This window comes from Kitasatospora sp. NPDC059973, assembly GCF_042737525.1.
Lineage (GTDB): Bacteria > Actinomycetota > Actinomycetes > Streptomycetales > Streptomycetaceae > Kitasatospora.
In genome coordinates this window covers 1-25,917 of record NZ_JBHWUI010000119.1, presented here as the reverse complement: position 1 = coordinate 25,917, position 25,917 = coordinate 1, and the positions used below count along the sequence as shown (strand labels likewise).

The 25,917-nt window shown below is 75.0% G+C and carries 21 protein-coding genes; 9 read left to right on the top strand and 12 right to left on the bottom strand.

Annotated elements, in window-relative coordinates; translation table 11 throughout:
* Nucleotides 1-91: 91 nt before the first annotated feature.
* From ACFWA9_RS27555 to ACFWA9_RS27530, 6 genes are all read right to left on the bottom strand, one after another.
* Entirely contained in the window at nucleotides 92-457 is a 366-nt protein-coding gene (locus tag ACFWA9_RS27555; protein WP_380390535.1) for a hypothetical protein, read from the bottom strand.
* A 453-nt stretch (nucleotides 458-910) separates the two neighbouring features.
* A complete protein-coding gene (locus tag ACFWA9_RS27550) occupies nucleotides 911-1,555 on the bottom strand; it encodes a dihydrofolate reductase family protein (protein WP_329485314.1) in 645 nt (214 codons plus the stop codon).
* A gap of 147 nt (nucleotides 1,556-1,702) precedes the next feature.
* Nucleotides 1,703-2,368: a maleylpyruvate isomerase N-terminal domain-containing protein gene (locus ACFWA9_RS27545; RefSeq protein ID WP_380390533.1), complete on the bottom strand. Its 666-nt coding sequence runs from the start codon at nucleotides 2,366-2,368 to the stop codon at nucleotides 1,703-1,705.
* 481 nt (nucleotides 2,369-2,849) lie between these two features.
* On the bottom strand, nucleotides 2,850-3,347 hold the full coding sequence (locus ACFWA9_RS27540) for a hypothetical protein (protein ID WP_380390531.1): 498 nt from the start codon (nucleotides 3,345-3,347) through the stop codon (nucleotides 2,850-2,852).
* Between the two features lie 256 nt (nucleotides 3,348-3,603).
* Complete coding sequence (locus ACFWA9_RS27535; protein ID WP_352292661.1) at nucleotides 3,604-3,864, bottom strand: hypothetical protein; 261 nt, start codon at nucleotides 3,862-3,864, stop codon at nucleotides 3,604-3,606.
* Nucleotides 3,861-4,199 (bottom strand): DUF6247 family protein, encoded by a 339-nt coding sequence (locus ACFWA9_RS27530; RefSeq protein WP_380390529.1) that lies wholly within the window; start codon nucleotides 4,197-4,199, stop codon nucleotides 3,861-3,863. Before ACFWA9_RS27530 ends, ACFWA9_RS27535 begins: the two co-directional genes overlap by 4 nt.
* A gap of 713 nt (nucleotides 4,200-4,912) precedes the next feature.
* On the opposite strand from ACFWA9_RS27530, the gene ACFWA9_RS27525 reads away from it, so the two are divergent.
* Complete coding sequence (locus ACFWA9_RS27525; RefSeq protein ID WP_380390527.1) at nucleotides 4,913-5,779, top strand: hypothetical protein; 867 nt, start codon at nucleotides 4,913-4,915, stop codon at nucleotides 5,777-5,779.
* Nucleotides 5,780-6,013: 234 nt separating this feature from the next.
* Complete coding sequence (locus ACFWA9_RS27520) at nucleotides 6,014-6,670, top strand: DUF6215 domain-containing protein (protein WP_380390525.1); 657 nt, start codon at nucleotides 6,014-6,016, stop codon at nucleotides 6,668-6,670.
* 428 nt (nucleotides 6,671-7,098) lie between these two features.
* Here the strand turns inward: ACFWA9_RS27520 and ACFWA9_RS27515 are convergent, their stop codons facing one another.
* The gene (locus ACFWA9_RS27515; RefSeq protein ID WP_380390524.1) at nucleotides 7,099-8,310 is read right to left on the bottom strand and encodes an alpha/beta fold hydrolase; all 1,212 of its coding nucleotides are present in this window, start codon (nucleotides 8,308-8,310) and stop codon (nucleotides 7,099-7,101) included.
* Nucleotides 8,311-8,398: 88 nt separating this feature from the next.
* On the opposite strand from ACFWA9_RS27515, the gene ACFWA9_RS27510 reads away from it, so the two are divergent.
* The gene (locus ACFWA9_RS27510) at nucleotides 8,399-8,986 is read left to right on the top strand and encodes a TetR/AcrR family transcriptional regulator (RefSeq protein ID WP_380390522.1); all 588 of its coding nucleotides are present in this window, start codon (nucleotides 8,399-8,401) and stop codon (nucleotides 8,984-8,986) included.
* A gap of 559 nt (nucleotides 8,987-9,545) precedes the next feature.
* Here the strand turns inward: ACFWA9_RS27510 and ACFWA9_RS27505 are convergent.
* Entirely contained in the window at nucleotides 9,546-9,974 is a 429-nt protein-coding gene (locus ACFWA9_RS27505) for a hypothetical protein (RefSeq protein WP_380390520.1), read from the bottom strand.
* A 420-nt stretch (nucleotides 9,975-10,394) separates the two neighbouring features.
* Between ACFWA9_RS27505 and ACFWA9_RS27500 the strand changes: the two genes are divergently transcribed.
* Together ACFWA9_RS27500 and ACFWA9_RS27495 are read left to right on the top strand one after the other, a co-directional pair.
* A complete protein-coding gene (locus tag ACFWA9_RS27500; RefSeq protein ID WP_380390518.1) occupies nucleotides 10,395-11,237 on the top strand; it encodes an alpha/beta fold hydrolase in 843 nt (280 codons plus the stop codon).
* Between the two features lie 146 nt (nucleotides 11,238-11,383).
* Nucleotides 11,384-11,815: an Ohr family peroxiredoxin gene (locus ACFWA9_RS27495; protein ID WP_380390537.1), complete on the top strand. Its 432-nt coding sequence runs from the start codon at nucleotides 11,384-11,386 to the stop codon at nucleotides 11,813-11,815.
* A 179-nt stretch (nucleotides 11,816-11,994) separates the two neighbouring features.
* Here ACFWA9_RS27495 and ACFWA9_RS27490 read toward each other — a convergent pair whose 3' ends face one another.
* Nucleotides 11,995-12,765 (bottom strand): alpha/beta hydrolase, encoded by a 771-nt coding sequence (locus ACFWA9_RS27490; protein ID WP_380390516.1) that lies wholly within the window; start codon nucleotides 12,763-12,765, stop codon nucleotides 11,995-11,997.
* Between the two features lie 293 nt (nucleotides 12,766-13,058).
* Nucleotides 13,059-14,675 (bottom strand): DUF6351 family protein, encoded by a 1,617-nt coding sequence (locus ACFWA9_RS27485; protein ID WP_380390514.1) that lies wholly within the window; start codon nucleotides 14,673-14,675, stop codon nucleotides 13,059-13,061.
* 457 nt (nucleotides 14,676-15,132) lie between these two features.
* On the opposite strand from ACFWA9_RS27485, the gene ACFWA9_RS27480 reads away from it, so the two are divergent.
* Entirely contained in the window at nucleotides 15,133-15,324 is a 192-nt protein-coding gene (locus ACFWA9_RS27480) for a hypothetical protein (RefSeq protein WP_380390512.1), read from the top strand.
* 64 nt (nucleotides 15,325-15,388) lie between these two features.
* Here the strand turns inward: ACFWA9_RS27480 and ACFWA9_RS27475 are convergent, their stop codons facing one another.
* Complete coding sequence (locus ACFWA9_RS27475; RefSeq protein ID WP_380390510.1) at nucleotides 15,389-18,235, bottom strand: AAA family ATPase; 2,847 nt, start codon at nucleotides 18,233-18,235, stop codon at nucleotides 15,389-15,391.
* Between the two features lie 198 nt (nucleotides 18,236-18,433).
* Here ACFWA9_RS27475 and ACFWA9_RS27470 point away from each other — a divergent pair, with 198 nt between their 5' ends.
* Complete coding sequence (locus ACFWA9_RS27470) at nucleotides 18,434-20,740, top strand: ATP-binding protein (protein WP_380390508.1); 2,307 nt, start codon at nucleotides 18,434-18,436, stop codon at nucleotides 20,738-20,740.
* A 60-nt stretch (nucleotides 20,741-20,800) separates the two neighbouring features.
* Here ACFWA9_RS27470 and ACFWA9_RS27465 read toward each other — a convergent pair whose 3' ends face one another.
* The gene (locus ACFWA9_RS27465) at nucleotides 20,801-21,520 is read right to left on the bottom strand and encodes a 2-phosphosulfolactate phosphatase (RefSeq protein ID WP_380390506.1); all 720 of its coding nucleotides are present in this window, start codon (nucleotides 21,518-21,520) and stop codon (nucleotides 20,801-20,803) included.
* Between the two features lie 571 nt (nucleotides 21,521-22,091).
* Here ACFWA9_RS27465 and ACFWA9_RS27460 point away from each other — a divergent pair.
* Nucleotides 22,092-25,262: a TIM-barrel domain-containing protein gene (locus ACFWA9_RS27460; RefSeq protein ID WP_380390505.1), complete on the top strand. Its 3,171-nt coding sequence runs from the start codon at nucleotides 22,092-22,094 to the stop codon at nucleotides 25,260-25,262.
* Between the two features lie 356 nt (nucleotides 25,263-25,618).
* Complete coding sequence (locus tag ACFWA9_RS27455; RefSeq protein ID WP_380390503.1) at nucleotides 25,619-25,861, top strand: hypothetical protein; 243 nt, start codon at nucleotides 25,619-25,621, stop codon at nucleotides 25,859-25,861.
* Nucleotides 25,862-25,917: the final 56 nt, after the last annotated feature.

The window sequence follows — 25,917 nt, the reverse complement described above, 5'->3', positions numbered from 1 at the left end:
CAACACCTCATCGCCACCTGGACCGGCACCTGCCCCACCTGCCGACAACCCACCCCATGGCAGCCCTACGACACCACCTAACAAAGCCCTACTAGCGAACGACCTCGTAGCTCAGCGCCGGGAACGGGAAGTCGGCCCAGTGCAGGCTGCCCAGCACGTAGGACAGGTCGCTCGGCTTGCCGGGCAGGCCGGTCCGGCAGTCGGCGGTGAAGTAGACCCTGATGTTCACCTCGGCGAAGTCCACCGCGGACAGTGCGGGGGACGGCAGCGCGCGGCAGCCGGTGCTGCCGGTGTCGACCGGGAACCTGGTGCCCGTCAGGTCGGCTCCGGTGGCGAAGTAGGCCACCGGGGCGTGCGGGAGTTCGACGGCGGCGGCGGGCTGGGCGAGAACTCCGCCCAGCAGCAGGGCGGCCGCGGTGGCGGCGACGGCGGTGAGGCGCTTCAGGTGGACGGTCATCGCGGGACTCCTCCTCGAAAGGTCTTCCTACGGTGCGGTCGAGCTCATTGCATCTTCAACTACACCTGCCGCCCGTGCCAAGACCATCCGGGAACCCGCCCTCCCCCCACCACCGGTAGGCGGCCGCGGCGATGGGCACACCCGGTGCCCACCGCCGCGGCCGCCTACCGGCGCCACGCGCCGGGGGTCACCTCAGCGTGGGCAGCGAGGCGTAGCAGTGGACCATGTCCTTGGTGGCCGAGACCATGACGCCACCGGTCCGCGGGCCGACGACGCCGTCCTGGTCCAGGCTCGCCCACGGGGGACGGCGGCGGGGCGGGCGGGACGGCCGGCGCGGCAGGCGCCGTCGAACCGGTGCAGGACGCCCGAGCGGGCCCGCCCGCCGTGGTCACCGTGCTCGGCGGACGGCTCCGGGGAGGCGCCGCGGCCGGTCGGGGCCGCCCCGGGGCTGGGTCACTTCCGCCAGAACAGGTGGTGCGTCACGCCGCTGGAGCTGGGCACGACGTCCAGGTGGAAGCGGTCGAGCAGCTCGTCGGGCGACTCCCAGAGCCGCAGGCCGGACCCGAGCTTCAGCGGCGAGACCGCCACGTGCAGGGTGTCGACGAGGTCGGCGTCGAGGAACTCCCGGACGGTGGTGACTCCCCCGCCGAGCCGGACGTCCTTGCCCTGCGCCGCCTCCCGCGCCTGCTCCAGGACCGTGGCCGGGTCGCCGTCGACGAAGTGGAACGTGGTGTCGGAGAGCGTGAACGACGGCCGCGTGTGGTGGGTCATGACGAACACCGGGGTGCGGAACGGCGGCTCGTCACCCCACCAGCCGCGCCACTCGTGGTCCTGCCAGGGCCCGCGCTGAGGCCCGAACTTGTTGCGGCCCATGATCTCGGCCCCGATGTTGCGGGGGTAGTCGCGGGTGAAGTAGTCGTCGAGACCCCGGCTGCCCCCGGGGTCGGTGCGCATCGGCCAGCTCGCCGTCGCGCCGGCCCAGGAGAACAGCCGCTCAGGGTGGTCGAAGCCGAACGGGCGCTCGAAGCTCTGGTCCTCGCCGGCCGCGACGCCGTCACTCGAGACGACGAAGTTCTGGACCCTCAGCAGTTGCGTCATGTGTGTTCCTCCAGTGGTTCCTGCCGGACGACGACGGTGCGGCTCCCGGGCGTGGGACAGACACGGCGGCAGTCTTGCAGGCGCCACCGACAATCGGGCCGAACCGCACCGCACCGGCCGGCGGCCGGGCCGCTGCGGCTGCCCGGCTCACCCGAGGACCAGCGGCACCTTCGCCCCCGGTGCCCCGTGCGCCCCGAGTGCCGTCCGCTCGGCCGGGGTCGCGGCCCGCCGCCCGGTGCCGACCAGCAGCGCGTCCGCGTCCGCGAACGAGGCCGGGAACGCTCCTCCGGCGATCCGCTCCAGCAACCGACGCGCCCCGGCCAGCCCCTCGGCGGGCGGGCCCGGCAGGTGCGGCAGGTGAGCGACCAGATCGAGGTGGTGCAGCGTCCACTCCAGCACGTAGGCGTCCAGGTAGTCACCGGCGGTCAGCACCTGCCCCTGGGTGGCCACCCGCAGCCGCGGATCGGCGAGTTCGGCGGCGCGCCCCGCCGCGGAGCCGACGTCGTCGAGGTGGAAGCGGAGCAGCCCCGGGTCCCCGTAGGCGGCGGCCAGCCGGACGGTCAGCGCGTCCAATGGGTCCTGGCCGTCGGGCGGTTCGGCGGACACCTGCCAGTACGACGCCGCGTCCCGGGTCGGCTCCGCGGGGGACGGGGTGACCAGGGTGATCAGTACGTCCTGGGCGTCGATCACCAGGTGGCACACCAAGTCCCGCACCAGCCACCCGGCACAACCCGACGGCTCGGCGAAGTCCTCCTCCGCGAGCCCGTCCACCGCGGCCCGCAGCGCCGCCCATGACCGTCCGAAGAGATCCACGTCCGCAAGCTACCACCGCCCCCGCCCGGGCCACCGGAACCGGCGAGCGGGTGGAGCGGGAGCGGGCCGACCGCCTGCCCGCGCACCCGCGGCGAAGCCTTCTCGGCGCGGAATGCGGCGGCGGTGCCCTACTCGGTCGGTGCCCTACTCGGTCCAGACGAGCACGGCCTGCCGGCAGCGGGCCGCCGTCCGGAGGAAGTCGGCGAGGGCCCCGGTAGTGGCCGGAGGCGAGCTGCGGCGCGTCCTCCTCCGTCCAGCCGGCGGGCAGCGCGACAGCGGCGGCGAGTTCCGCCGGGTCGACCCCGCAGAGCTCGGCGACCCGTGCCCGCGCCCAGTCCGGCTCGGCCGCCGCGCGCCGCGACTGGTCGGCGCTCGGCCGGAGATAGCGACCGTTCATTCCCAGGACCGTGAGCCTGGAGCCTGACGGTTCGGCGTCCCTGCGGGGAGAGCGGGTGGTCCCGGTGGATGGCCGGCACCCGCGTCAACTCCCGGGCGATGCGGCGGTCGTGGGACAGTCGTGGTGATGGGGTGGCAGGCACACGACGTTCAGGGCCGGCTCCTCGTCGTCCACGATCTCGAAGGTGAAGACGGCGCCGGAGGGTTCGGCCTCGACCGAGCGCTGACCCTCGAAGGTGAGTGCCGGGTACGGCCGCCAAGGACAACCGGCCCGGTCCAGGGCGGCGATGACGTCGGTGTAGGACGGCTGTCCGGGAAGGGCCGGTCGGCCGGCCAGTGCGGGTGGGAGGTCGATGACTTCTCGCCAGGTCTGGAGGCAGACGAGCACGACGGCTCCGCAGCGGCACACCGCCAGTTCCAGGTCCCCGTAGCCGACCAGTCGGGGCCACTCGTTACGGTGCCCGACGGCACCCAGCCACGGTTCGCCGAACTCGGCGGTCACCGAGGCCAGGGACACCCCGTTCGCGACCGGCCCCAGGTGCCCGGTCCGCGCCAGGCCGGTCAGGACATCGAGTATCTCCACGACGGCGGAGCCTGCCACCTGCGGCGACGGCTGTCCAACCCGCTGACCGGCCCCGACATCCGTACCCGATTCCCGGATGCCGGCCGATCCTCGTGGACTCCCGAACCGGATTCCGCGGGTTCTCGTCGCTCGCGGAGCGGGAGAGGTGGCGGGGCGCCGGCTGAGCGTTCGGCGCAGGCCCGCGCGGACGTCCAACAGTGCGGTGACGGCGGCCCGTTCAGGCGGTGGGCGCGGTGGAGGTCAGCCGAGCCAGAGGTCAGCCGAGCCAGACGATGTCGAGGACGTACAGGCGCTCGGCCAGGCGGTTGACGGAGTAGACCAGGCTGAGCTGGCCGACGGAGGCGCAGCGCAGGTCCTCGCCTTCGAGGTCGGTGGCGTCCCACTGCGGCCATCCCCAGGGGGTGCAGGAGGCGATGTCGAGCAGGTCGCGGACCGTCAGCTGGGCGTGTCGGGGCAGGTCGACGAAGGTCTTGGCCGCCTGCGGGGACAGGCGGGCCGGCCAGACCCGGTCGGTCACGGGTTCGTCCCGGTGAGTTCGGCGAGGTCGATCCCGTCCTCGTCGTCCATTCCGGCGGCGAGGAACGCGTCGACCGCCGGTGCGCTGTCCAGGCGGAACCGCCAGGTGCGGACCACCTCGTGCAACGGGGAGAGGTCGTAGGTCTGGCGGGAGTCCTCCAGCGCCTTCGCCCAGTCCCGCTCGAAGGCCGGCAGCCACCGGGCGGACCGCTCGGGCGGCTCGGCGTGGATGCGGACGAGCAGTTGGGCGGCGGCGCGAGGCGCCGGGGCCGACGGCGGGGCGGGCAGGTGGTCGGGCTGGGCGCTCAAGAGGTCCTCCACTTCGTCGTCGGTCACGGTACGGCAATCGGTGGGCGCGAGGGCGGGGCCGCTACCGGATTCCCTCCTGGTTGGCCGATTCGCGCGCGTCCCGAGCCGTCGGTCCGGCCTGCCCCGGGTCCGGCGGTCCGGGGCGTGCTCATCCGCCCCGGTGCCCCGGAGGGGGCGCCGCCGCGTCGAGTTGCCCCGCGCCGAACGGGTCGCGAGTCCGCGCCCCTGCCCCGCCGCCCGCGGGCCCGCCGCGGACGCGACAACCCCCGTGCCGCTGCCGCCGCTCACGAATCTCACCCCTCGGACCCGCTGCCGCCCGGACCGCCGCAGGGGGCGGCGGACCGCACCGTCGGGGTGTGCGGCGACTCTTCGGCGGCGTACGCCCCTCCACCGTGTCGGATGCCTCCGGCAGCGGTCGCCACGCGACCGTTCCGTCGAGCAACACCCTTCCGGTCAAAGGGAGATGGGGCGCGGACACGGGTGCCGTTCAAACACCGCGTCGGGTGCCGGGAACCCCGGTCGGCCTCCGCCCGCCAACACCCGCCCGCCGTCCGCGCGTTCGCTTCCCCACCGGGCTCCACCGAGGTCGGGCCACGCACTGTCGGCACCCCGTGCGATGGAACATTCCGCAATCCCCGTACACCCCGCCCGGCTAGCCGTACATTCACTGCACGACTGGTGACGGACTACGCGTAGGAGTGGTTGTGGGAAACGGGAACACTTTCGGTACGGACAGCGGTGTGGGATCGACGATTTCGCTGTTGGAGGGGAGACTGCCCGCAGTGCGGGACCGGCTCGCCCGGGCGGAGCAGGAACTCGCCGCCGCCAGGGCCGAGGAGGAGGCGGTGGCCAAGGCGCTGGCGGGCCTGCGGGGGCTCGCCGGCGTGTCGCTCGGTGACGGGGGTGAGTCGGGCGCCCCCGAGGCGCAGCCGGTTTCGACCGAGGCGCCGCAGGAGGCGGCCGCGGCGACGGAGCCGACCCCGGCGGCACCGGCTGCGGCGGAGGCGCCCGCTGCCCCGGCCACGCCTGCCGCTCCGGAGGCGTCCACCGCTCCGACGGCGAAGGCGCGGAGCAGGAAGCCGGCAGCCGCCAAGAAGACGGTGGCGGCGAAGAGCGCCGCGTCCGAAGCGGAGCAGGCGGCGCCGTCGTCGGCCCCCGGCAAGAAGCGGACCGCGACGAAGGCGGCGGCCAAGGACAGCGGGCCCAAGCCCACGGCGAAGCGGACGCCTGCCAAGAAGGCCACGTCGACTCCGGCGGCGGCCCCGGCCAAGAAGGCGGCCCCGGCTCCGGCGACCACCGCCAAGAAGGCCGCACCGGCGGCGGCCCCGGCCAAGAAGGCGGCAGCCGCTCCGGCGGCCGCCGCCGAGGGCAAGACCGCGTCGACGGACCGCCGGCGCCAGGTGGCGGACGCGGACAGCGTGGTGGCGGTGCTCGCGAAGGCCGAGGGCCCGCTGCGCGCCCGCGAGGTCACCGAACTGCTGGGCCTGGAAACGCACGAGGGCAACATCAACACGATCCGCACCAGGCTGGAGCGTCTCGCGAAGGCCGGCCGCGCGCAGCGGCCCGAGCGCGGCCTCTACACGGCCGTCGCCGGGGCGAAGGCCTGACCGCCGGGCGGGGGCGTGCACCGGTCGACTCCGGTGCAGGCCCCCGTCGATGACGTCCGCCGGCCGGGGCATCGGACAAGGGGTCGAGGCCGGTGCACGCAGGCACCGGTGCGGCGGGCCCGAGGGGACGGCCGCGACACCCGCGCAGCGCTCTGTCCTATGATCGTCCCTGCTCATCGGGTCCCCGAGACACGGCGGACGAGCCGCGTCGACGAGGAAGGGGCAGCCCGATCGGTGGCGACAGTCAAGCCCGGCAGGAACACCGCGGCCACGGTGACGGCGGTGGCACTCGCCGCCGTCGGAATCGGCGGCGGCGCGTGGGCGATGGTCGCCCCCCGCACCGAGCGGGCCGAACCCCCGGCCGCGTGTGCCGCACCCCGGCCGACGGACCCGGCCGGCTATGCCGCGCTCTGCGCCGCCCTCAACCGCCCCGACCTGCCGGCCCTGCTGGGCACGCCGCAGGACCGGGTCTCCACGGCCGGTCCGGCACCCTTCGGCCTGGGCAAGGACGCCATGGTGGAGGTCCGGCTGGGGGTGAGTGCCGTCGCCCTGACGGACAGCTCCACCACGGTCGAGGACATCTCCGACATGCCGCGGTTCCTCCCCCGGCCCGCCACCGTCCTCGGCCATCCCGCCATGACGTACTACACCGACGCCATGAGCCTCGGCTTCGGCACGGACGGGAAGGCCACCACCGGCGTCGGCTCCCCTGTCCGGAACCTCGTCGTCGCGCAGGACCCCGGCGCCCCGGGCGGCCGGGCCTTCGAGGTCGCCGTCTTCCGCCACGACGGCCGTCCCGTCGACGACGCACTCCTGTACCGGGTCGCCGAGGCCGTCATGCCCACCCTCCCCGGCTGGGTCACGGCGCCCGCGGAACCGTCCGGCCACTGACCGCGCCGGCGGCGACCACGACAGCCGTCGTCCGGCCGACCCGCCGCTATGTCGGCGATGTCGCCGCATGAGAGCGGGTTGTACGCGAGCGCGGCGGTGGTGGTCGGCGCGGGGCTGCGGATCCTGGTCCACTGCTGGCGGGCTGCCTGATCGGCCTGGCCCTCGCGCCGTAGCAGGGACCTGCCTGCGCGGTCCGTCGTGGCGTAGCGCCACGACGGACCGCCGGCGCGGGCCGGCCGCCCGTCGCGGAGGCGGCTCGGCCGGCTCGGGGTGGGCGGGCTCCCGACCGAACCGCGGCAGGTCCGCGGGGACGCGGCCCGCTGTTCCCCGGGGTGGGTCGGGGCGGGGCGAAGCCGCCACCCCGGAACCGTCGGTTCGGCGGCCGGCCCCGGTCCGGCTCCGCACCGGACCGGGGGCCACGGCCTCCGTCACCGCAGGACGGTGTCGAGCCAGTCGAGGATCCGGCCCATGGCGAGGCGCTGGGCGCCGGTGTGGCAGTGGTCGCCCGCACCCTCGGCGACGGTGAAGCGGGCGAGGGTCTTGGGGCAGGTGAGGCGGTCGTAGAGCTGCTGGGCCTGGCCGTCGAAGAAGAGGTCCTCCTCGGCGTCGCAGACGAGGGTGGGGCAGGTGATCCGCTCGGCGATGCCGTCGGCGAGCGTGTAGTCGAGGTAGGAGGCGAGGAACGCGCGCGGGGTCGCCACGTCCATGACGTAGGAGCCGTGCGTGATGGCCCAGCGCACGGTCGGGTTGGTCTTCATCAGCGCCTCGATGGAGGCGTCGATCTCGGGGGCGTGCTCGGCGCGCAGCAGGGCCTCGGCCTCGGGGCGCGGCATCGGCAGGTTCTTGACGCTGACTTCGCCGAGGTCGTACACGCCGTCGACGGCGATCACGGCGGCCAGTCGGTGTTCGAAGGCGGTCGCCCTGGGCGCGAGCAGGCCGCCCATGCTGAGGCCGAGCAGGGCGATGCGCTCGGGGTCGACCTCGGGGCGCTCGGCGATCAGCCAGTCGACCACCGGGGTGACGACGCTCTCCCAGTTCGGGCGGAAGGGCAGCCCGTCACGGAAGCGGGCGGCCGGCTGGCCCGGGCCGTCGAAGGTGAGCACGTGGTAGCCGCGCTCCTGGCCGGCCGCTCCCCCGAAGAAGTGCATCTCCTCGGCGGACCCGTCGAAGCCGTTGTGCATGACGATCGTGGGCGCGGGGGCGTCGCCGGGGGCCCGGTAGAAGTAGCCGTGGAGCACGGTGCCCTCGAAGGGGATCTCGACGGGTTCGATGCGGGGCTCGAAGAGGGCGGCCGCCGAGCGGAAGGCGTCCACCGCGCGCTCGTAGGAGGACGCGATGCGGGGGTCCTTCGGGTTGCCGTGCAGGAAGAACTCGGCGGAGCGGAAGTAGTTGCTCGCCCGCAGGTAGGCGTCCCGGGCGCTGATCCGGTGGCCGCCGGCCAGGGCGGTGGCGGCCTCGGCGGCGGTGCGCTCGGCGGTGGCGGACCACTCCTCGTACCAGCCGTCGTAGTCACCGGCGGTGATCCTCTGGGCCGTGGCGATCACCTCGCCGAAGTCGGAGCCTCCGTAGGCCGCGTGGCCGATCGCCCGGAGGGTCTCGTACCAGAACTGCGGGTCGTTCTCGAAGAGCAGGGGCTTCATGGCGTTCTCCTAATGCAAGATTGGTTGCGTTAATTACGGTAGTGAGCCGAGGCCATAGACGCAAGTTCTCTTGCGTTAGTCTGTGGCTGTGAACGAGGACCAGGTACGGCGCAGGACCGGCGGCCGAAGCGCCCGCGTACGGGAGGCGGTGCTCGGCGCGACGGCCGAGCTGATCGCCGAGCACGGCCACGCACGGATCTCCATCGCCCAGATCGCCGAACGCTCCGGCGTCCACCAGACGTCGATCTACCGGCGCTGGCGGTCGACCGACGCGGTCGTGCTGGAGCTCGCGGTGGAGCGCCTCTCCGCCACGTCCGTGATCCCCGACACCGGGACACTGCGCGGGGACCTCGTCGCCTACGCCCACGGGGCGGCGGCGTCGATCGAGGGACCGGACGGCCTGGCACTGCTACAGGCGCTCGTCGCCCTGCCCGCCGGGAGTGCCGACCCCGGCCTCGACCCCAGGACCGTGCTCGCACCGCGCGGCAGGGACCTGCAGGACATGCTCGACCGGGCCGTGGCACGCGGGGAGCCGCAGCTGCACCTGATGGACGTCCTGGACGGGATCGTCGCACCGCTCTACCTGCGGGTCCTCTTCCGGATCGGGGGGATCGACGAGGCGTACCTGGACTCCCTGGTCGTCAGGACGCTGGCGGCGGCGGCGACGACGGACTGACGCGACCGGCGGACGGAGCCGGGGCGCCGCGCCGGCCCCGGCCGGGGCGGCGAAGAAGGCCCCCGGCGCGGCGGCGGGCCGGGCCGCAGGCCGGGCCGCCACCGCCGGGCGACTGCGGGCCGTTCGGCCCTTCCGGGTGTGTGCGAGGTTCATGACGCACAGACTGGCGCCGGGCGGTGTCCACTTCCCAGGTCCGTGCGGGGCGGGGACTGTCCACCCCTGTCCGCGGCTGTCCACCCGGTCCGCGACGGTCCACGACGGTCCACCCGGTCCGACGATGCGCGGACCAGGCCGTTCCCGTACCGCTCGGTCGCGGTCATGACCCGGGCGACGAAGGCCGAGCCCGGCAGGTCCGCCACCGGCGGTGTCGTCGCCGTGCCCGAACACCTCGGGGATCCGCTCGCGTACGCGGGCCCGGCCGTCGTCGTGCTTCTCAGCGCGCTCGAACTCCGCGCACTCCGTCGCCGGGGGGCGCGGAGTGCGCGGAGCGACAACCGGCTGACCGGTGTCGGGGCCGCCCCGGGCGCGGGACGGCCCCGGTCGGCCTCGCCGGGTGGGGTCAGCGGGACCGCAGCGGGCCGGCGAAGGACTTGCGCAGGGAGGACGGGGCGACGACGGGGAGCAGCGAGGCCAGCAGCTTGCCCTTCAGGGTGTCCGGGGTCCTGGTCAGTCGGACGTCCACCCGGGTGCCGCCGCCCTCCGGGGTCAGCCGGAAGACCCAGCCGCCGCCGGGCCCGAAGAGCTTGGAGTCGAGGGTGGTGATGGTGACCTCGTCGCCCCCGGGCTTCCAGTCGTAGCGGGCGCGCTCCCAGGCGGCGGCGGTGCCCTCGGTCACCTCGGCCCAGCCCTCCCCCGCGCCGTGCACCGCGAAGTGCGCCGCGTCGATGGTGGGCCACGCCTGGGCGCGGGCCGGGCCGAAGTCGGTGAGGACGGCCAGCACGGCGTCCGGGTCGAGCGAGGAGATCAGCTGGAAGTTGACGACGGTCACGAAGTCCTCCGGAGGTGGTGCGGGGCGGGCTGGGCCCGGTCGCACCCACCCTGGTGCGCGGACGCGGGTACGGCATCCGTCAGTTGACCGAGGACAGGGCCCGCGTCATGGCACTACGTCGACCGCCGGGTACGAAGTACCCGCGCCGGGTGGGGGTTTCGCCGCCCGCGGGTGGCGGGGCGGGGCGGTGACGGGCAGTCGGCGGCTCGCTCGTTCGCCCCGGCCGGGCCGTCGGCGGGTGCCGGGACCGACCGTCATTCGACGGATCCGCGGCGCCGCCCGTGCCGCGAGGGTGGAACCGCCGAGACGCCCACCGTCCGCTCGGACGGGTTCGGGGCGCCGCATCGGCCCACTGACCCGCGTACCGGTACCCGTACCGGTACGCGTACCCGTACCCGTACCGAACGGAAGGACTGTCCCATGGCAGCAGGAAAGAGCACCCGGAAGCGCCGGCTGGCGACGGCGGCGGTCTGGGCCGCGGCCGCGAGCGTCGTCCTGGGCACGGCCGTGGCCGGGGGCACCGCGAACGCGAGCGCGCCGGTCGCGGTCGGCGTCAGGCCGACGATCGTCCTGGAACACGGCGCGTTCGCCGACGCGTCCAGCTGGAACGGCGTGATCAAGCGGCTCCAGGCGGACGGGTACCCAGTGGTGGCCCCGGCCGTCCCGCTCCGCGGCCCCGCCTCCGACGCGGTCGCGCTGCGCGGCGTGCTCCAGCACGTTCCGGGGCCGAAGATCCTGGTGGGCCACTCCTACGGCGGCTCGGTCATCAGCGCGGCCGGCGCGAACGACCCGCAGGTCAGGGCCCTGGTGTACGTGGCGGCGTTCCTGCCCGCGCCCGGGGAGACGGCGCTGGAGCTGTCCGGCAGGTTCCCCGGGTCCACCCTCGGGGACGCGCTGGACCCGGTCACCTACCCGCTGGGCGACGGCACGGCCACCACCGACCTGTTCATCCGGGCGGACGCGTTCCGCCACCAGTTCGCCGCCGACGTCCCCGCCGCCCAGGCGGCGCTCATGGCCGCCACCCAGCGCCCGATCGCCCAGAGCGCGCTCCAGGAGCCGGCCACCGTCGCCGCCTGGACGGAGAAGCCGAGCTGGGACGTCGTCACGACCCAGGACCTGAACATCCCCGAGGCCGCCCAGCTCTTCATGGCCCGCCGCGCCCACGCCCGCGTCACCCTCGTCCCGGCCTCGCACTCGGTCGCCGTGTCGCATCCGGGGACCGTGGCGCAGGTGATCGAGGAAGCCGCCCGGACCACCCGCTGAGGCGGCCGGGGCGGCGGCTGCCGGGGCGCGGCGGCCGGCCCGCCCCGGCGGCGGCACCGCACATCTGACACTCCATCAGCAGGAGTCAGCACCCACCGGTGACCGCGGACGCGGAGCGCCGGACCGACACGTACGAGGAGAAGGACATGGCAGTCAGTTACACCGGTGTGGTCACGGTGACCGGCGAGGGGCGCAACGGCGGGCAGGTCACCGCCAGCGACGGCCTGCTCAGCACCGCACTGGCCATCCCGAAGGCGCTGGGCGGCGCGGGCGGCGCCACCAACCCGGAGCAGCTGTTCGCGGCCGGCTGGGGGGCGTGCTTCCTGGGCGCGGTGCGGCGTGCCGCCGCCGAGCGCAAGGTCCGGCTGACCAGCACCGCCGTCACGGTCGAGGCCACGCTGACCCACGACGACGACGGGGAGTTCGGCCTCAGCGCGGTGCTCGACCTCGAACTCGGCGGCGTGGACCAGGCGATGGCCGAGGAGCTGGGAGCCGCCGCGCACCGGCTGTGCCCCTACTCCAAGGCGACCCGGGGCAACATCCCGGTCACCGTCCGCGCGAGCGCGGTGGCCGGCTGACGCGGCCCGAGTCACCCGCGGCGGCGGTGAACACGTTCTTACACGCGCAGAGCGAATGACGCGCACGCACCGAGGGCCCCGCCACGGCGGGGCCCTCGGTCGTGTCGTGTTCCCGACCGGACCGGCCGGGAGTACGGGGGCCGGCACAGGCGCGCGGCCCCGGTCGGGCTCCCGGGCGGTCAGCGGGCCGGGGCGGTGGGGCGGACGCCCCGCTCGGCGAGCCAGTCGAGGACGTAGTCGGCGACGGACCGCCAGCCGCTGTCGATGACCAGGGAGTGGCCCCGGTCGGGGAACTGCTTGAGGTCCGTGGTCGCGGTGGAGTCGCCGTACGCCTTGTAGACGGCGCGGGTCACGCAGTCGGGCACCAGCAGGTCCTCCTGCCCCGACACCAGCAGCAGCGGCCCGCGGGCCGCGTTCCGGGTGTCCGCCGAGGTGCTCGGGTGCCGGGGGCCGCCGCCGCAGCCGAGGTCCGCCAGCAGGCGGCGCGGGGCGGGCACGACGTAGCGGTCGTACAGCCGCTCGCCCTCCGCGCCGCGGACCGTAGTGCCGAGGAGGTCCCGGAAGCGCTCGGGGGTGAGCGGGACGGCGAGGCGCGCGGACGCGCAGGCGCAGTCCGGGCAGCGCATCGCCACGTCGTTGACGGGCGCCGGGGCGAGGGCCACCGCGGCCCGGCCCAGACCGGCGCCGACCAGGTGCTGCGCGACCAGTCCGCCCACCGAGTGCCCGATGATCACCGGCGGGACCTCGAAGGAGCGCACGATCCCGGCGAAGTGGTCGGTGAGGCCGTCCAGGCCGAGGTCGGGCACCCGGTCCGGGTGCTCGCGGGCCTCCCGCGCGGTGGCGGCCTCGCCGGGCCACCCCGGCGCGTGGGCGAGGTAGCCGTGGCCGGTGAAGCGCTCGACCCAGCACTCCCAGGACAGCGCGTGCAGCCACGCGCCATGGATGAACACGACGGGAGTACGGATCACAACGGGCCCTCCGAGCAGGATGTCGGCCTGCACCGGCGTGCGGCGACCGTTCCAGCATCCGTCCGGGCGTCGCCCACGGGATCAGTCGAATGACTGAGGCCGCGGGCTACCGACACCAACGGGCGGCACCCGCCAACGGGCGACACCACCGGGCCCGCACGGCGCGGTACCGGTGCGGCGCGGTACCGGTGCGGCGCAGCGGCCGCCCCTACCGAAACGTCCCGGCCCGCACCCCGGGGAGAGGGGTACGGGCCGGGACGGCCTGGGGGGGCGGGTCAGTGCCGGGTGGCGGGCCCGCAGCGGAAGTCGGCGGCGTCGGCGGTGTCGCCGTGGCCCTGGTAGCGGGGGACCAGCGGGTAGGCGCACAGGTCGCGGGTGACGGTCCGGCCGTCGGCCGTCGGCAGGGTGGCGGGCAGCGTCCGCGGGGCCTCGCCGTGCTCGACCCAGGCGATCAGTGCGGCGAGGTCGGCGCCCTGGCCGAGGAGTCCGCAGTGCGACGCCCCCGGGGCGAGGAAGACGCGGTAGAAGTCGTCGACCTTCTTCGCCCCGCCCATCCGCTGCTCGACCCGCTCGCGGTACTGCACCGTGCCGGCGGCGGGGATGAACTGGTCGGCGGACCCGTGCCAGGTGAGGAGCTTGCCGCCGGCCTTCCGGAAGCCGGACAGGTCCGGGTCGTCGGTGCCGATGATCCGGTCGTACTCGGCCTCGGACTGCCGGAACAGCTGGGCGAACCGGCCGGTGGTGAGGGTCGTGAGGTCGAAGGCCGGCTGCTTCTTCAGCCAGGTCGACACCCAGGCGGCCGGTACCGGGAACGGCGTGCCGACCCGCTCGCCGGTGGTCTCGTCGACCTTGCTGCCGGCGAGGCCGGCCAGGTCGGCGCCGATCGGCACGCCCGACCACAGCTTCGTGCCCGAGGCGGTGCGCGGGCCGTCCCAGATCCGGCGCACCACCTCCGCGTCGGCGGCGGTGATCGTCAGCCGCCCGCCGTCGCACTCGACGGTGGTGCCGATCAGCCGGCGCGGGTCGAAGCCGCACGCGTCGGGGTCGGTCAGCAGCCCGTCCGCGGCGCCGTCGAGCCGGTCGCAGGCCTGGACGGCGGCGTCGGTGAAGGCCTTGAACTCGCACGCGGTCGGGAAGGTCCCGGCCTCGTTCATCACCACCTGCGGCCACAGCGTGGCCACCTCGAACTCGTCCCAGTTGACGGCGGGCGCGTTGGCGAGGATGCCGTCGTAGTCGGCCGGGTACTTCTGGGCCTCCGCGTAGCCCTGGCGCCCGCCGGTCGAGCAGCCGTTGAAGTAGGAGTAGGACGCGGCCCGGTCGTAGTGGGCGGCGACGACCTCCTTGGCGACCACCGCGGCCTCGTGTTCGGAGCGGGAGGCGAAGTTCTCCAGCAGCGCCCGGTCGGCCCGGCCGTCGGCCTTCAGCGCCCACGTGGTGTCGAGGTAGGTGCCGACGCCCGCGTCGGTGGTGGCGGCGGCGTAGCCGCCCTTGACCGCGCCGGCCAGGCCCGCTCCGTAGTCGCCGGCGGCGTACGCGCTGCCGCCCACCGTCTGCAGCCGGCCGTTCCAGTTCTGCTGCGGCAGCCAGACCCGCACCGTGGCGTGGTCGCCCTGGCCGGGGTGGGTGAGGGTGATCGTCACGTCGCAGAACGCCGGGACGTCCGGGACCTGGGCCGCCGGCTGCGGGAACACCGCGGGTACGTCGAAGGTGCCGGCGGCGTGGGCGACCGCGGCGACCCGCTCCACCGCGGTGCCCGCCGGGGCGTGCACCGCGGGGCTGGTACAGCCGTGCGGGGCGGCGGAGTCGGTCGCGGCGGCCGAGGCGCCGGGTGCGTACACCGCGGCGGCGAGGGGCACGGCGGCGGCGAGGGCGGCCAGGAAGCGTCGGTTCATGGAGGTCCCTTCCCAGGGGTGGTGTGGTGTGGTGCCCGACGGGGAACGGCGTTGTTCGGTCGGGCGGGGCGGCGGCCGCCGGTCGGGGGCGGACCACGACTCCCGGCGGGTTCGCGGGGACCGGGGTCGGGCCCGCGACCGGGGATCGCCGGTCAACTGTGTGCCCCGGCCGCCCACTGCCGCATCAGTCATCCGACTGCCGGTCGGGCAGCGCCGTCGGCGCAGTCGTACCGGCCGGCCACGGCTGCGGCGCACGCCTCACGCACCGTCAAACCGGTCCGGCACACAGCCGGACCGACTGCGGGCAGGGCCGGCCACCCGGGCCGCCCCCTCCCGGGGCCCCTCCGGGGTCGGCCTCCGGGGTCGTGGGAACTCCCGCCCCGGCGCGGGAATCCGCCGGACCGCTGCCACGTTGCCCGGGTACGACACATCCGCCACCTGCCAGCCGGAGGTCCCTGTGAAGCCCCGCGAACACGGCACCGACGACGCGGCCGAGGCCGGCCGGGCCCGCTTCCGCACGCTGCCCGAACGGATCCGCCCGGACCGGACGTTCACCTCACTGCCGGCCTCCCCGGCCGGCCCCGCACGGGGCTCGTTCAGCCAGGACGACTGGCTGGCCCGGAACGTGTGGTGCGGCACCCTGCTCTGAGCCGGGGGCGGTCCGGGCCCTGGGCCTGTCTGACGATCCGGGTCGCACGCGCAGCAGGAGTCCCCTACCGCCGAGGCTGCTCCCCCGGCTGGTCCGGGAGGGCGGCCAGGGCGTCCCGCAGGGCCGCGCGGGTGGTCACGCCCAGCTTGGGGAACACCCGGTACAGGTGGGAGCTGACGGTGCGCGGCGAGAGGTGCGTCCGCTCGCCGATCTCCTTGTTGGTCAGGCCGCCGGCGGCGAGGTCGGCGATCCGGCGCTCCTGCCAGGTCAGCGCCGCCGGGTGCGCCGCGGCGGAGTGCGCCGGGGCGCCGCAGAGCCGCAGTTCGGCCCGGGCCCGCTCGGCCCAGCCCCGGGCGCCGAGCCGCTCGAAGGTCTCGACGGCCCCGCCGAGCACCGGGCGGGCGGCCCGCGGCCCCAGGTGCTGGCGCAGCCGGATGCCGTGCGCCAGCCGGATGCGGGCCAGCTCGAACGGGAAGTCACCGGCGGCCGGGTGCTCCTCGGCCCGGCGGTACATCTCGGCCGCCTCGGCGCCGTCCTCGGCCGTCATGGCGAGGGCTCCGAAGGTGATCACGGCCAGCCGGGGCGAGACCTCGGGCAGGCCCGCGTCCCGGGCCGCCAGGGCGTGCCGGCGGGCCTGCTCGGCACGGCCCGTGTGCAGGGCGGCCTCCACCAGGTCGAGCACGGTGCGCGAGGCCTGGTGCGCGCAGGGTTCGAGGACGCCGGGGGCGGTGATGCCGATCGCGCACAGGTAGGCGGCCTCGTAGTCCCCTTCGCCGAGGGCGGCCGTCGTCCCCACCGTGTCCGCGAGCTGGGTGAGGAAGCCGATCCGCCGCGGCCGGGCCCACCGGTCGACCACGGCCTGCAGGTCCCGTGCGCGGTCGAGGTCGCCGCGCAGCGCCGCGAGCACGGCCAGGTAGGCCCGGCTCTGCTGGGCGAAAAGGACATGGCCGTGGGCCAGGGTCAGTTCCAGGACCTGCTGTCCGGTCCGCTCGGCCGCCTCCCAGTCACCCGAGGCGGTCTGGTCCAGCATGATCAGGTGCAGCATGGTCATGCCGGTGCCGACCGCCCCGGCCCGCAGTTCGCGCTGCACGCTCCGCCGCAGGTACGTCCGGTAGTGGCTCAGGGCGTCGACGTGGTAGGCGGCCACGCCCAGCCGGGTGATGTCCCACGGGTCCAGGTCCGGGTAGGCGGCGAACGCCGCGGCGACGCGCTCGCCGACCCCGGCGCCGCGGCGCACCACGTCGCACCAGGCGTCCTGGTAGAGGCGCGAGTTCGGGGGGACCAGGCCGCCCAGGGAGTCCAGCAGGCGGTGGGTCCGCTGCCAGGACGCGCTGTCGCCGGCGTACTGGCTAACGGCGAGCAGGAGGTTCACCAGCCGGGTGAGCTCCTCGCTCGGCGCGGGGGCACCACCGGCCGTCCGCCCGGCCGCACCCCCGATGGTCCGTCCCGGGGCGTCGCCGACCGGCTGCCCGGCGGCGCCGTCGACGATCCGCTCGACGGCCGCCGCCACCTGGCGGTGGGCGGACCGCACGTCCCCGTCCTCGTAGAGGACGGCGTACGCGAAGGCCAGGGCGGAGGCCGTCGTCCCGGCCCGGCCGGGCGCGCCGTCCGCGCCGACCAGGCGCTGGGCCTGGTCGAGCAGTCCGGCGTGCCCCGCGACGAACGCCGCGTCCCCGAGCCGGCGGGAGCGGTCCTCCGGGGTCCGGCTCAGCTCCGCGGCCCGGGTCAGCCAGGTCACCGCGGCGGCCGCGCCGCCCCGGCGGGTCGCCGACGCGGCCGCCTGCTCCAGGGCGGCGGCCACCTCGTCGTCCGGATCGACCGCGGCGGCGGCCAGGTGGGTGGCCCGGCGCTCGATGTCGTCCCGGTGCACCTCGGCCAGCGCCGCGTGCGCGGCGCGCCGCTCGTTCGGGGTGGCCGCCCGGACCACGGTCGAGCGCACCAGCGGGTGCCGGAACACGAACTCGCCGCTGAAGTGGTCCTGGTCCAGCAGGCCGACGGCCGCCGCCTCGTCCACGTCCCGCATGCGGTAGCGCGCACCCGCTGTCGGACCGGCCGGGGCCCCCGCGGTGACGCCGTCCAGGGCGCCGCGCAGCAGCTCCCCGCGGGCGGCCGGTCCCAGCGCCGCGATGCGCGCGCCGAAGACCTGGCGGAACCGGTCGGGAAGCGGGACGACTTCATGGCCGTCCGGCTCCCCGGGGGCGGGCCGTGCGGCGCTCCCTCCCAGGTACGACGGGAGTTCCAGGAGGGCGAGGGGGTTGCCCTGGGCCTGGTCGAGCACCCGGCGGCGGACCCGCGGGTCCACGTGCGGGTGGCGCTCGTCGAGCAGTCGCTCGGCGGCGGGCCCGTCCAGCGGCGGCACCGGCAGCGCGGGCAGCGCGGCCGCGTCGAACCCGGCGGAGCTCTCCGGCCGCAGGGCGACCAGCAGCTTCACGGTGTCGCCGGCGAGGCGGCGGCCGACGAACCCGCAGACCTCGACGCTGGCCGCGTCGAGCCACTGGCCGTCGTCCAGCACCAGCAGGAGGCGTTCCTGCGCGGCCGCGACCGCGACCAGGTCGAGCACCGCGATCCCCAGGGCCATGACGGACGGGGCCCGTTCCTGGCTGCGTCCGAAGACCACGTCGAAGGCGACCCGGTGGACGTCGTCCAGGCGCTCGGCGTACGGGAGCAAGGGGTGGAGCAGCTGGTGCAGACCGGCGAAGGGCAGGTGCGACTCCGCCTCGACGCCGACCGCCCGGACCACCCGGTAGCCGACGCCGCCCGCGTACTGCGCGACGTGCTCCAGCAGGGCGCTCTTGCCGACACCGGTCTCGCCCTTGAGCACCAGGGCCTGGCCCTGCGGCGCGGCCAGGAACGAGGCGAGGACGGCCCGCTCGGCCTCCCGGCCGACCATGGGCGTGACGAGGGACTCCACCGTGTGCTGCTCCTTCCGCCCGGCGGGCCGGCTGTGGCCCCGCGCCCACTCTCTCCTCCTCCGGTGCTCGGGGGCCAGGCAGTTGACGGGCGGTTGGCAGGCGGTTTCGCCCGCCGCCTCCCGGTGGACGGGTGCGACAACCGACCCGCCCGGATGAGATGATCTCCGTCGAGGGAGCAGGTCAGGGGGTGTGGGGCGATGGAGCAGGCGACCTTCGGCGCGCTGCTGCGGGCGGCACGCGGGCGTGCCCGGTTGACGCTCGACGGGCTCGCCGGCGCGTCCGGCGTCAGCGTGCGGGCGATCGGCGACATGGAGCGCGGCCGCAGCGTCCCCCGGCACGGCACGCTGGACGAGCTGATGGACGCCCTGGCCCTGGACGAGGACGAACGGCGCACGCTGACGGCCGCCGCCCGGCGCACCGCCGACCCGGCCACGGCGACGACGACGGCGACCGCCGCCACGGCTCCGCCGGTCCCCCGCCAACTGCCGCCCGCCCTCCGGACCTTCCGCGGGCGGGACGACGTCCTGGCCCGCGTCCGGCACCTCGGCGGCGGCCCCGGCGACCGGGCCGAGCACCCGCCGGTCGTCGCCGTGGGCGGTATGGCCGGAGTGGGCAAGACCAGCCTGGCCGTCCACTGGGCGCACCGGGTCGCGGACCGGTTCCCCGACGGCCAGCTCTACGTGAACCTGCGCGGCTTCGACCCCTCGGGCACCGGGCTGGACCCCGCCGAAGCACTCGGCGGCTTCCTCCGCGCGCTCGGGGTGCCGGGAGCGTCGATCCCCGACGGCGCCGAGGAGCGCGCCGCCGCGTTCCGGGAGCTGCTGGCCGACCGCCGGATGATCGTGCTCCTCGACAACGCGCGCGACTCGCAGCAGGTACGGCCGCTGCTGCCGAGGTCTCCGCACTGCCTCACGGTCATCACCTCCCGCAACCACCTGACCGGACTCGCCACCACCAACGAGGTCCGGCTGGTCGACCTCGGCCTGTGGACGGCCGAGGAGAGCCTGGACGCGCTGGCCGCACGGATCGGCCCCGAGCGCGTGGCCGCCGAGCCCGCCGGGGCGGCCGAGCTGGTGGAGCTGTGCGGGCGCCTCCCGCTGGCCGTCGCGATCGTCGCCGCCCAGCTGGCCGCGGAGCCCGCCCTGGCGCTGCGGGTCGCCGCCGGTGAACTGACCGGGGCCCGCTCCCGGTTGGACGCCCTCACCACCGACGACCCGCACTCCGACGTCCGGGCCGTCTTCTCCTGGTCCTACCGGGCGCTCGACCCGGCGGCCGCCCGGTTCTTCCGCCACCTGACCGTGCTGCCGGGCCCGGTGTTCTCCGCCGAGGCGGCGGCCTCCGCCGCGGGCGAGCCGATGGCGACGGCCCGCCGCCTGCTGCGCTCCCTGGTCGCCGCCAGTCTGCTCAGCCGTGACGCGGACGGCTGCTTCGTCCTGCACGACCTGGTCCGGGAGCACGCCGGGGACCTGCTCGACCAGGAGCGCGACGACCGCTACGCCGCCGAGATCCGGCTGCTCGACTACCTCCGCCACAACGCCCGGGCCGCCGTCCGGGCGTCGGAGACCCGCCCCGTCCACGAGCTGGACCACGCACCGGCGCCCGGGACGGTGCTGCTGCCCTTCGACGACCGTGGACAGGGCCGGGCCTGGTTCCAGCGGGAGGAGCGCACCATCCTGGCCGCCCTGCGGACGGGCGACGACCCCCGGCTGCTCCACTACCGGATGGGCCTCGCCCACGACTGCATCCCGCACTTCTCCGCCCGGGGGCAGTGGGCCGACGAGATCGCCATGCAGCGGCTGGCGCTGGAGGCGGCCCTCCTGCTCGACGATCCGGAGGGCATCTGCAGCACCGCGGCCGCGCTGGCCCGCGCCCTCGCCGAGACCGGCCGCAGCGAGGAGGCGGACCGGGCGGTCGGCCACGTCGAACGCCGGCTCCACCTGCTGCCCCTGCTCGCCCGGGCCAACGCGCAGCGCAGTCTCGGCTGGGTCCGCGGCCGGCAGCGGCGGCACGACGAGGCCCTCGGCCACGCCCGCACCGCCCTGGCGATCTACCGGACCCTGGCGGACGACAACCTCATCGCGCGTGAACTCAACGCCGTGGGCTGGTACCTGACCCTGCTGGGCCGGCACCGCGAGGCCATCGCCACCTGCCGCGAGGCGCTGCCGCTGCTCCAGGAGACCGGCAACCGCTTCAGCGAGGCCGCCACCTGGGACAGCATCGGCTACGCGCTCCACCACGTGGGCGAACTGGACGAGGCCGTCCACCACTTCCGGACCTCGCTGGGGCTCTACGAGGAGCTGCTCGACGGGTACAACCAGGCCGAGGTGCTCGACCACCTGGCCGGGACCCAGCAGGCCCTCGGGGACACCGGCGCGGCCCGGGCCAGCTGGCTCCGGGCCGCGGACCTGCTGAGCGCGCTCGGCAACTCCCGCGCGGACGGGATGCGGGCCCGCGCCCTGACCGGCCGGGAGCCGGCCGGCTCGTCCGCCCACGCGGTCGACTGACGGCCTGTCGGGCGCCCCGGGCCCGGGCCGGCTCCCCAGGCGCCGCCGACCGGTGCCCCGCTACCCGGCCGGGAGCGCCCGGACCGAAGCCCCGTCGGCCGGCGCGGGCACCGGATGGGGGCGCAGGACCATCAGCGAGTCCTCCCAGGTCGCCACCACGGCGAACGGGAACCGGTCGAGTTCGAGGCAGAGCGCGACGTCGTCGGGGTGGGCTCCCTGCCGCACCCCCTCGGCGAGTTCGGCGGCGGCGCGTGACCCGCCGGCGCGGCGCAGGTACTCGGCGGCGTCCGTCCCGGCACCGGTGGCCCGCCCGGCGATGTACCGGGCGCAGGCCCGGTCCTCCTCGGCGTGCCCGTCCTCGCCGGTAACCACGAAGGTCACGCTGTCGCACGCGCGCGCCCGCAGCAGCCGGGCCGTCGCCTCCGCCACCACGAAGCCCGCGCACAGCACCAGTGCCGCGTCCCTGACGGCGAGTGCGCCGACCGTCCCCGCGGTGGTCTTCTGGACCACGGTGCGCCCGCCGAGGTCGGCGGAGCGCAGCAGGCCGGGCGAGTTGACGAGGTCGAAACCGGGCGCGGGCGGACCGTCCTTGAGCGCCAGCCACTCCGGGTGGTGGGCCTTGAGTGCCAGGGCATCGTCCAGCGACTCGGCGAGAACGATCTTCTCCGCCCCTCGGGCGAAGGCCCAGGGTGCCACGGTGAAGGCGCGCATGACGTCGACCACGACGGCCACGGACGGGGCTTCGGCCAACTCGGCGATGCCGAGGAAACGAGTGTCCATCCGGTCATGATCACGCAGGGCGGCCCCGGCGCGCCCGGTCAGTGACGCGCCTCACAGCGACGGTGGCCCCGCCGGACAGCCGCCCCGGCGCAGCGCGGGTCACTCCACCAGGGCGGCGGCCACCCGGCGGACCGGGTCGCGGCGCCGGGTACGGTCGGCGGGGCCCCGACCGCCAGCACCTCGGGGTTGGGCCGCCCTCCGGGACACCCTCGCCCGAACCGGCACCTCGGAGTCCGATACCTCGCACATCTGATCACAGGTGCGGTTTTCCTGGCATCTCCCTGCAGATTCCTGCACCATCGCGCCGCTACTTCTGGACAAATCGCCCATCGAACTCCCGCCCCTGCATCAACTCGACCATGACAGCGGCTTAGCGGGCGGAGTGACCCCCGCGCGAGCGGCCCCGACCACGGCTTGGTTGCAGTTATCTGAGTCAAAAGAAGCACTTGCGCTCATGTTCGTTCTCTTGACTGCACTTTTGGTGAGTGGTGTCATGCCTACGCTGCCCACTCGGCCAGTCGCCCGTCGCGTTCGCCGGCGGGTTCGGACCTTCTCCCGTGAAGGACGTCGCATGCCTCGCAACACAACCCGCTGGTGGCAACGATGGGGTGGGGGGCGGCCGTCAGCGGCCGGGCTCGTCGCCGTACTGGTCGGGGCGGTGCTCTCCGTCACCGGTCCGGCCTCGGCCGCCGCGGCCTCGACCGCCGGGAACGCCACCGGGCTCACGCAGTCCGGGAGCACCTACACGGTGAGCACGTCCAGCGGGGCGAAGGCCCGGGTGGCGATCGCCCGGGCGGACATCTTCCGGATCTGGCTCTCCCCCACCGGCGCCTTCACCGACGACCCCGCCGGCACCGCGCTGGCCGTGAAGACCGACTTCGGCCCGGTGGTGACGAGTCACTCCGACGCCGGCGCCTACTACCGGATCAACACCGACGCGATGACCATCAGGGTCTACAAGTCGCCGCTGCGGTTCGCCCTCTACCGGGCGGACAACACCACGCCGATCTGGCAGGAGGCCCAGCCCACCAGCTGGACGGCCTCCCAGACCACCCAGTACCTCACCCAGGGCGCCGACGAGCAGTTCTACGGGACCGGCCTGCGGCTGGGTGAGTGGGCGCTGCGCGGCAAGACGGTGCCGATCTCGGTGAGCAACACCTGGCGGGAGAACGACAACGCCAGCCCGGCGCCGTTCTACATGTCGACCAACGGCTACGGCGTCATGCGCAACACCTGGGCCCCCGGCAGCTACAGCTTCGGCGCACCGGGCTCGTTCACGCACAACGAGAAGCGGTTCGACGCCTGGTACGTCGTCGGGGACTCGCTCAAGGGCGTGCTGAACTCCTACACCGACGTCTCCGGGAAGCCCTTCCTGGCCCCGATGTGGGGCTTCGAACTGGGCAACGCCGACTGCTTCAACGCCTCGAACCCCACCTACCAGGGCGACCACGACCGCGTCCGGCACCAGACGACGCCCGACGTGGTCGGCTACGCGACGGACGCCCGCAACGCCGACATGCCGTCGGGCTGGTTCCTGCCCAACGACGGCTACGGCTGCGGCTACACCGATCTGCCCGGCGCCGTCAGCGGGTTGAAGGCCAAGGGGTTCCAGACCGGCCTGTGGACGTCGACCGGTCTGTCCACCATCGGTGACGAGGTCAGGACCGCCGGCAGCCGGGGCGTCAAGACCGACGTCGCGTGGATCGGCGGCGGCTACAAGTACGCGTTCGACGGCGTCCAGCAGGCCGTCAAGGGCATCGAGGACAACTCCGACGCCCGGCGCTACGTGTGGACGGTGGACGGCTGGGCCGGGACCCAGCGCAACGCGGTCGTCTGGACCGGCGACACCTCCGGCACCTGGGACGCGATGCGCTGGCACGTGCCCGCCATCACCGGAGCCGGGCTGTCGGGCCTCAACTACGCGTCCGGCGACGTCGACGGCATCTTCGGCGGCAGCCCGCAGACCTACGTCCGGGACCTCCAGTGGAAGGCGTTCACCCCGGCGTTCATGACCATGTCCGGCTGGGGCCCGACCGCTCCCTCGGCCGGGTACAACGACAAGGAGCCCTGGCGCTTCTCGGAGCCGTACCTGTCCATCAACCGCAAGTACCTCCAGCTCAAGATGCGCATGATGCCGTACCTGTACACGATGAGCCACACCGCCGCCCAGACCGGTGTGCCCTCCACCCGGGCGATGGTGCTGGAGTACCCCGACGATCCGGTCACCCGGGGCAATCTGACCAGCGGTCAGTTCATGGCCGGTGACTCCCTGCTGGTGGCCCCGGTGGTCACCGACACCGCCACCCGCGACGGCATCTACCTGCCGGCCGGCACCTGGACCGACTACTGGACCGGCAAGGCCTACAACGGTCCGGGCTGGCTCAACGGCTACGCGGCGCCGCTGGACACCCTGCCGCTGTTCGTCAAGGGCGGCGGCATCGTCCCGATGTGGCCCCAGATGAACTACACCGGGGAGAAGCCGGTCTCCACCCTGACGTACGACGTCTACCCGCGCGGCAACTCCTCCTTCAGCCTCTACGAGGACGACGGGATCACCCGCGCCTACCAGGGGGGCGCCTCCGCCACCCAGCCGGTGAACGTCACCGCGCCGACCGCCGGCACCGGCACCGTCACCATCGACGTCGGCGCCAGCACCGGGTCCTACACCGGCAAGCCGGCCTCCCGGGGCTACGAGTTCAGCGTGCACGCGGCCTCGGCCCCCAGCGCGGTCTCGGTCGGCGGCACCCGGCTGGCCGCGTACGGCTCGAAGAGCGCCTACGACAGCGCCGCCACCGGCTGGTACTTCGACGCGGCCGACCGCTCGGGCGTGCTGTGGATCAAGGCCGGCGACAGGTCCGGCGCGTTCACCGTGACCGCGTCCGGTGTGACGGTCGCGGCCGGGAGCGCGATCCCGACCTCCGCCACGCCGATCCCGCAGGCCGGCTGGAAGCTCGTCTCCGCCGACAGCCAGGAGACCGCGGCCGAGAACGGCGCGGCCGCCAACGCCTTCGACGGCGACCCCGCGACCCTCTGGCACACCGCCTGGTCCGCCGGGAACGCCCCGCTGCCGCACGAGGTCCGGATCGACCTCGGCGCCCGCTACAACGTCGACGGCATGACCTACCTGCCGCGCCAGGACGGCGGCAGCAACGGCCGGATCGGGTCGTACGAGATGTACGTCTCCGACAGCGCCGACACCTGGGGGACGCCCGTCGCCAGCGGGACCTTCGCCGACTCCGCCGGGGCGAAGACCGTCACCTTCAGCCCGACGACCGGCCGCTACCTGCGGCTACGGGCCCTCACCGAGGCGGGCGGCCGCGGCCCCTGGACCAGTGCGGCGGAGATCACCGCCACCGGTCGGCCCACCCCGCTGCCGAGCAACGCGGAGCTGGTCAACGCCGCCTCCTCCAGCTGCGTCGACCTACCGGGCAGCGCGAGCACCCCGGGCACCCAGCCCGCCCTCTACGGCTGCCACGGCGGACCCAACCAGCGGTGGACCTTCCAGCCGAACGGCACCCTCACCGGCCTCGGTGGCAGCTGCCTGGACGGTGGCGCGGCCGTGGCCGCCGTCCAGGCCTGCAACGGGTCGAACGGCCAGCAGTGGCAGCTCGGCGGCGGCGGCACCGTGACCAACGGCGGCCGCTGCCTCGCCCCCGTCGGCGCGGCCACCGCCTCGGGCACCAAGCTCGAACTCGCCACCTGCAACGGCACCGGCGCCCAGCGCTGGACGCCCACCCCGTAGTCCGCCGACGGCCGTTCCCGCTGCCCGGCCCCCACCGGGCAGCGTGGGCGGCCGTCCTCCGCCCAGGAGGACGGGTGGGCGACCGGTGCCCGCAGGCAGGCCGGCAAGCGTGGCCTCGCGATGGTCATCGACGCCGACACCATGACGTACTCGGACATCTCCTTCTCCGGCCGTGAATCCCCGCCCCGTTGTCGACGCGTGCGTTCCGCTCGACGCGGCGCGGTCGGCACACCCCCGTCCCTTGCCCCCTAGACCCGTCCCGGCCCGGCAGCGGGGTCGCGCGGGGGGCCCGGGGGCCGCCGCACGGCCCCGACCAGGACCAACTGACGTACCACCAGGACCGGATCACCGTCGAGGTGACCGACGACGGCGCCGCACCGGCGGACGCCCTGGCGGGTGCCGGAGCGAGGGCCGGAGCGGGGGCCGCCGGGCCCGGGCCGCAGGCGGGCCGCACCGGGTACGGGCTGATCGGCATGCGCGAACGCGTCGCACTGCAGGGCGGCAGCCTGGTGGCGGGCGGCGTCGACGGGGGCGGCTTCCGGGTGCTGGCCACCCTGCCGGTCGCGGCCGTCGGCGGCGGACCGGAGGAGCTCGGCTGACGGCCCCGCGGCCCCTGGCCCAGGGGGCGCGGGGCGCCGGGGCGGGGGTGGGGGTG

Bases quoted from the DNA above. Each gene is read 5' to 3' on its own strand.
- ACFWA9_RS27460 (WP_380390505.1), top strand. From the start codon at position 22,092: ATGCCTCGCAACACAACCCGCTGGTGGCAACGATGGGGTGGGGGGCGG.
- ACFWA9_RS27550 (WP_329485314.1), bottom strand. From the start codon at position 1,555: ATGACGCAACTGCTGAGGGTCCAGAACTTCGTCGTCTCGAGTGACGGC.
- ACFWA9_RS27485 (WP_380390514.1), bottom strand. From the start codon at position 14,675: ATGAACCGACGCTTCCTGGCCGCCCTCGCCGCCGCCGTGCCCCTCGCC.
- ACFWA9_RS27495 (WP_380390537.1), top strand. From the start codon at position 11,384: ATGGCAGTCAGTTACACCGGTGTGGTCACGGTGACCGGCGAGGGGCGC.
- ACFWA9_RS27555 (WP_380390535.1), bottom strand. From the start codon at position 457: ATGACCGTCCACCTGAAGCGCCTCACCGCCGTCGCCGCCACCGCGGCC.
- ACFWA9_RS27465 (WP_380390506.1), bottom strand. From the start codon at position 21,520: ATGGACACTCGTTTCCTCGGCATCGCCGAGTTGGCCGAAGCCCCGTCC.
- ACFWA9_RS27470 (WP_380390508.1), top strand. From the start codon at position 18,434: ATGGAGCAGGCGACCTTCGGCGCGCTGCTGCGGGCGGCACGCGGGCGT.
- ACFWA9_RS27515 (WP_380390524.1), bottom strand. From the start codon at position 8,310: ATGAAGCCCCTGCTCTTCGAGAACGACCCGCAGTTCTGGTACGAGACC.
- ACFWA9_RS27500 (WP_380390518.1), top strand. From the start codon at position 10,395: ATGGCAGCAGGAAAGAGCACCCGGAAGCGCCGGCTGGCGACGGCGGCG.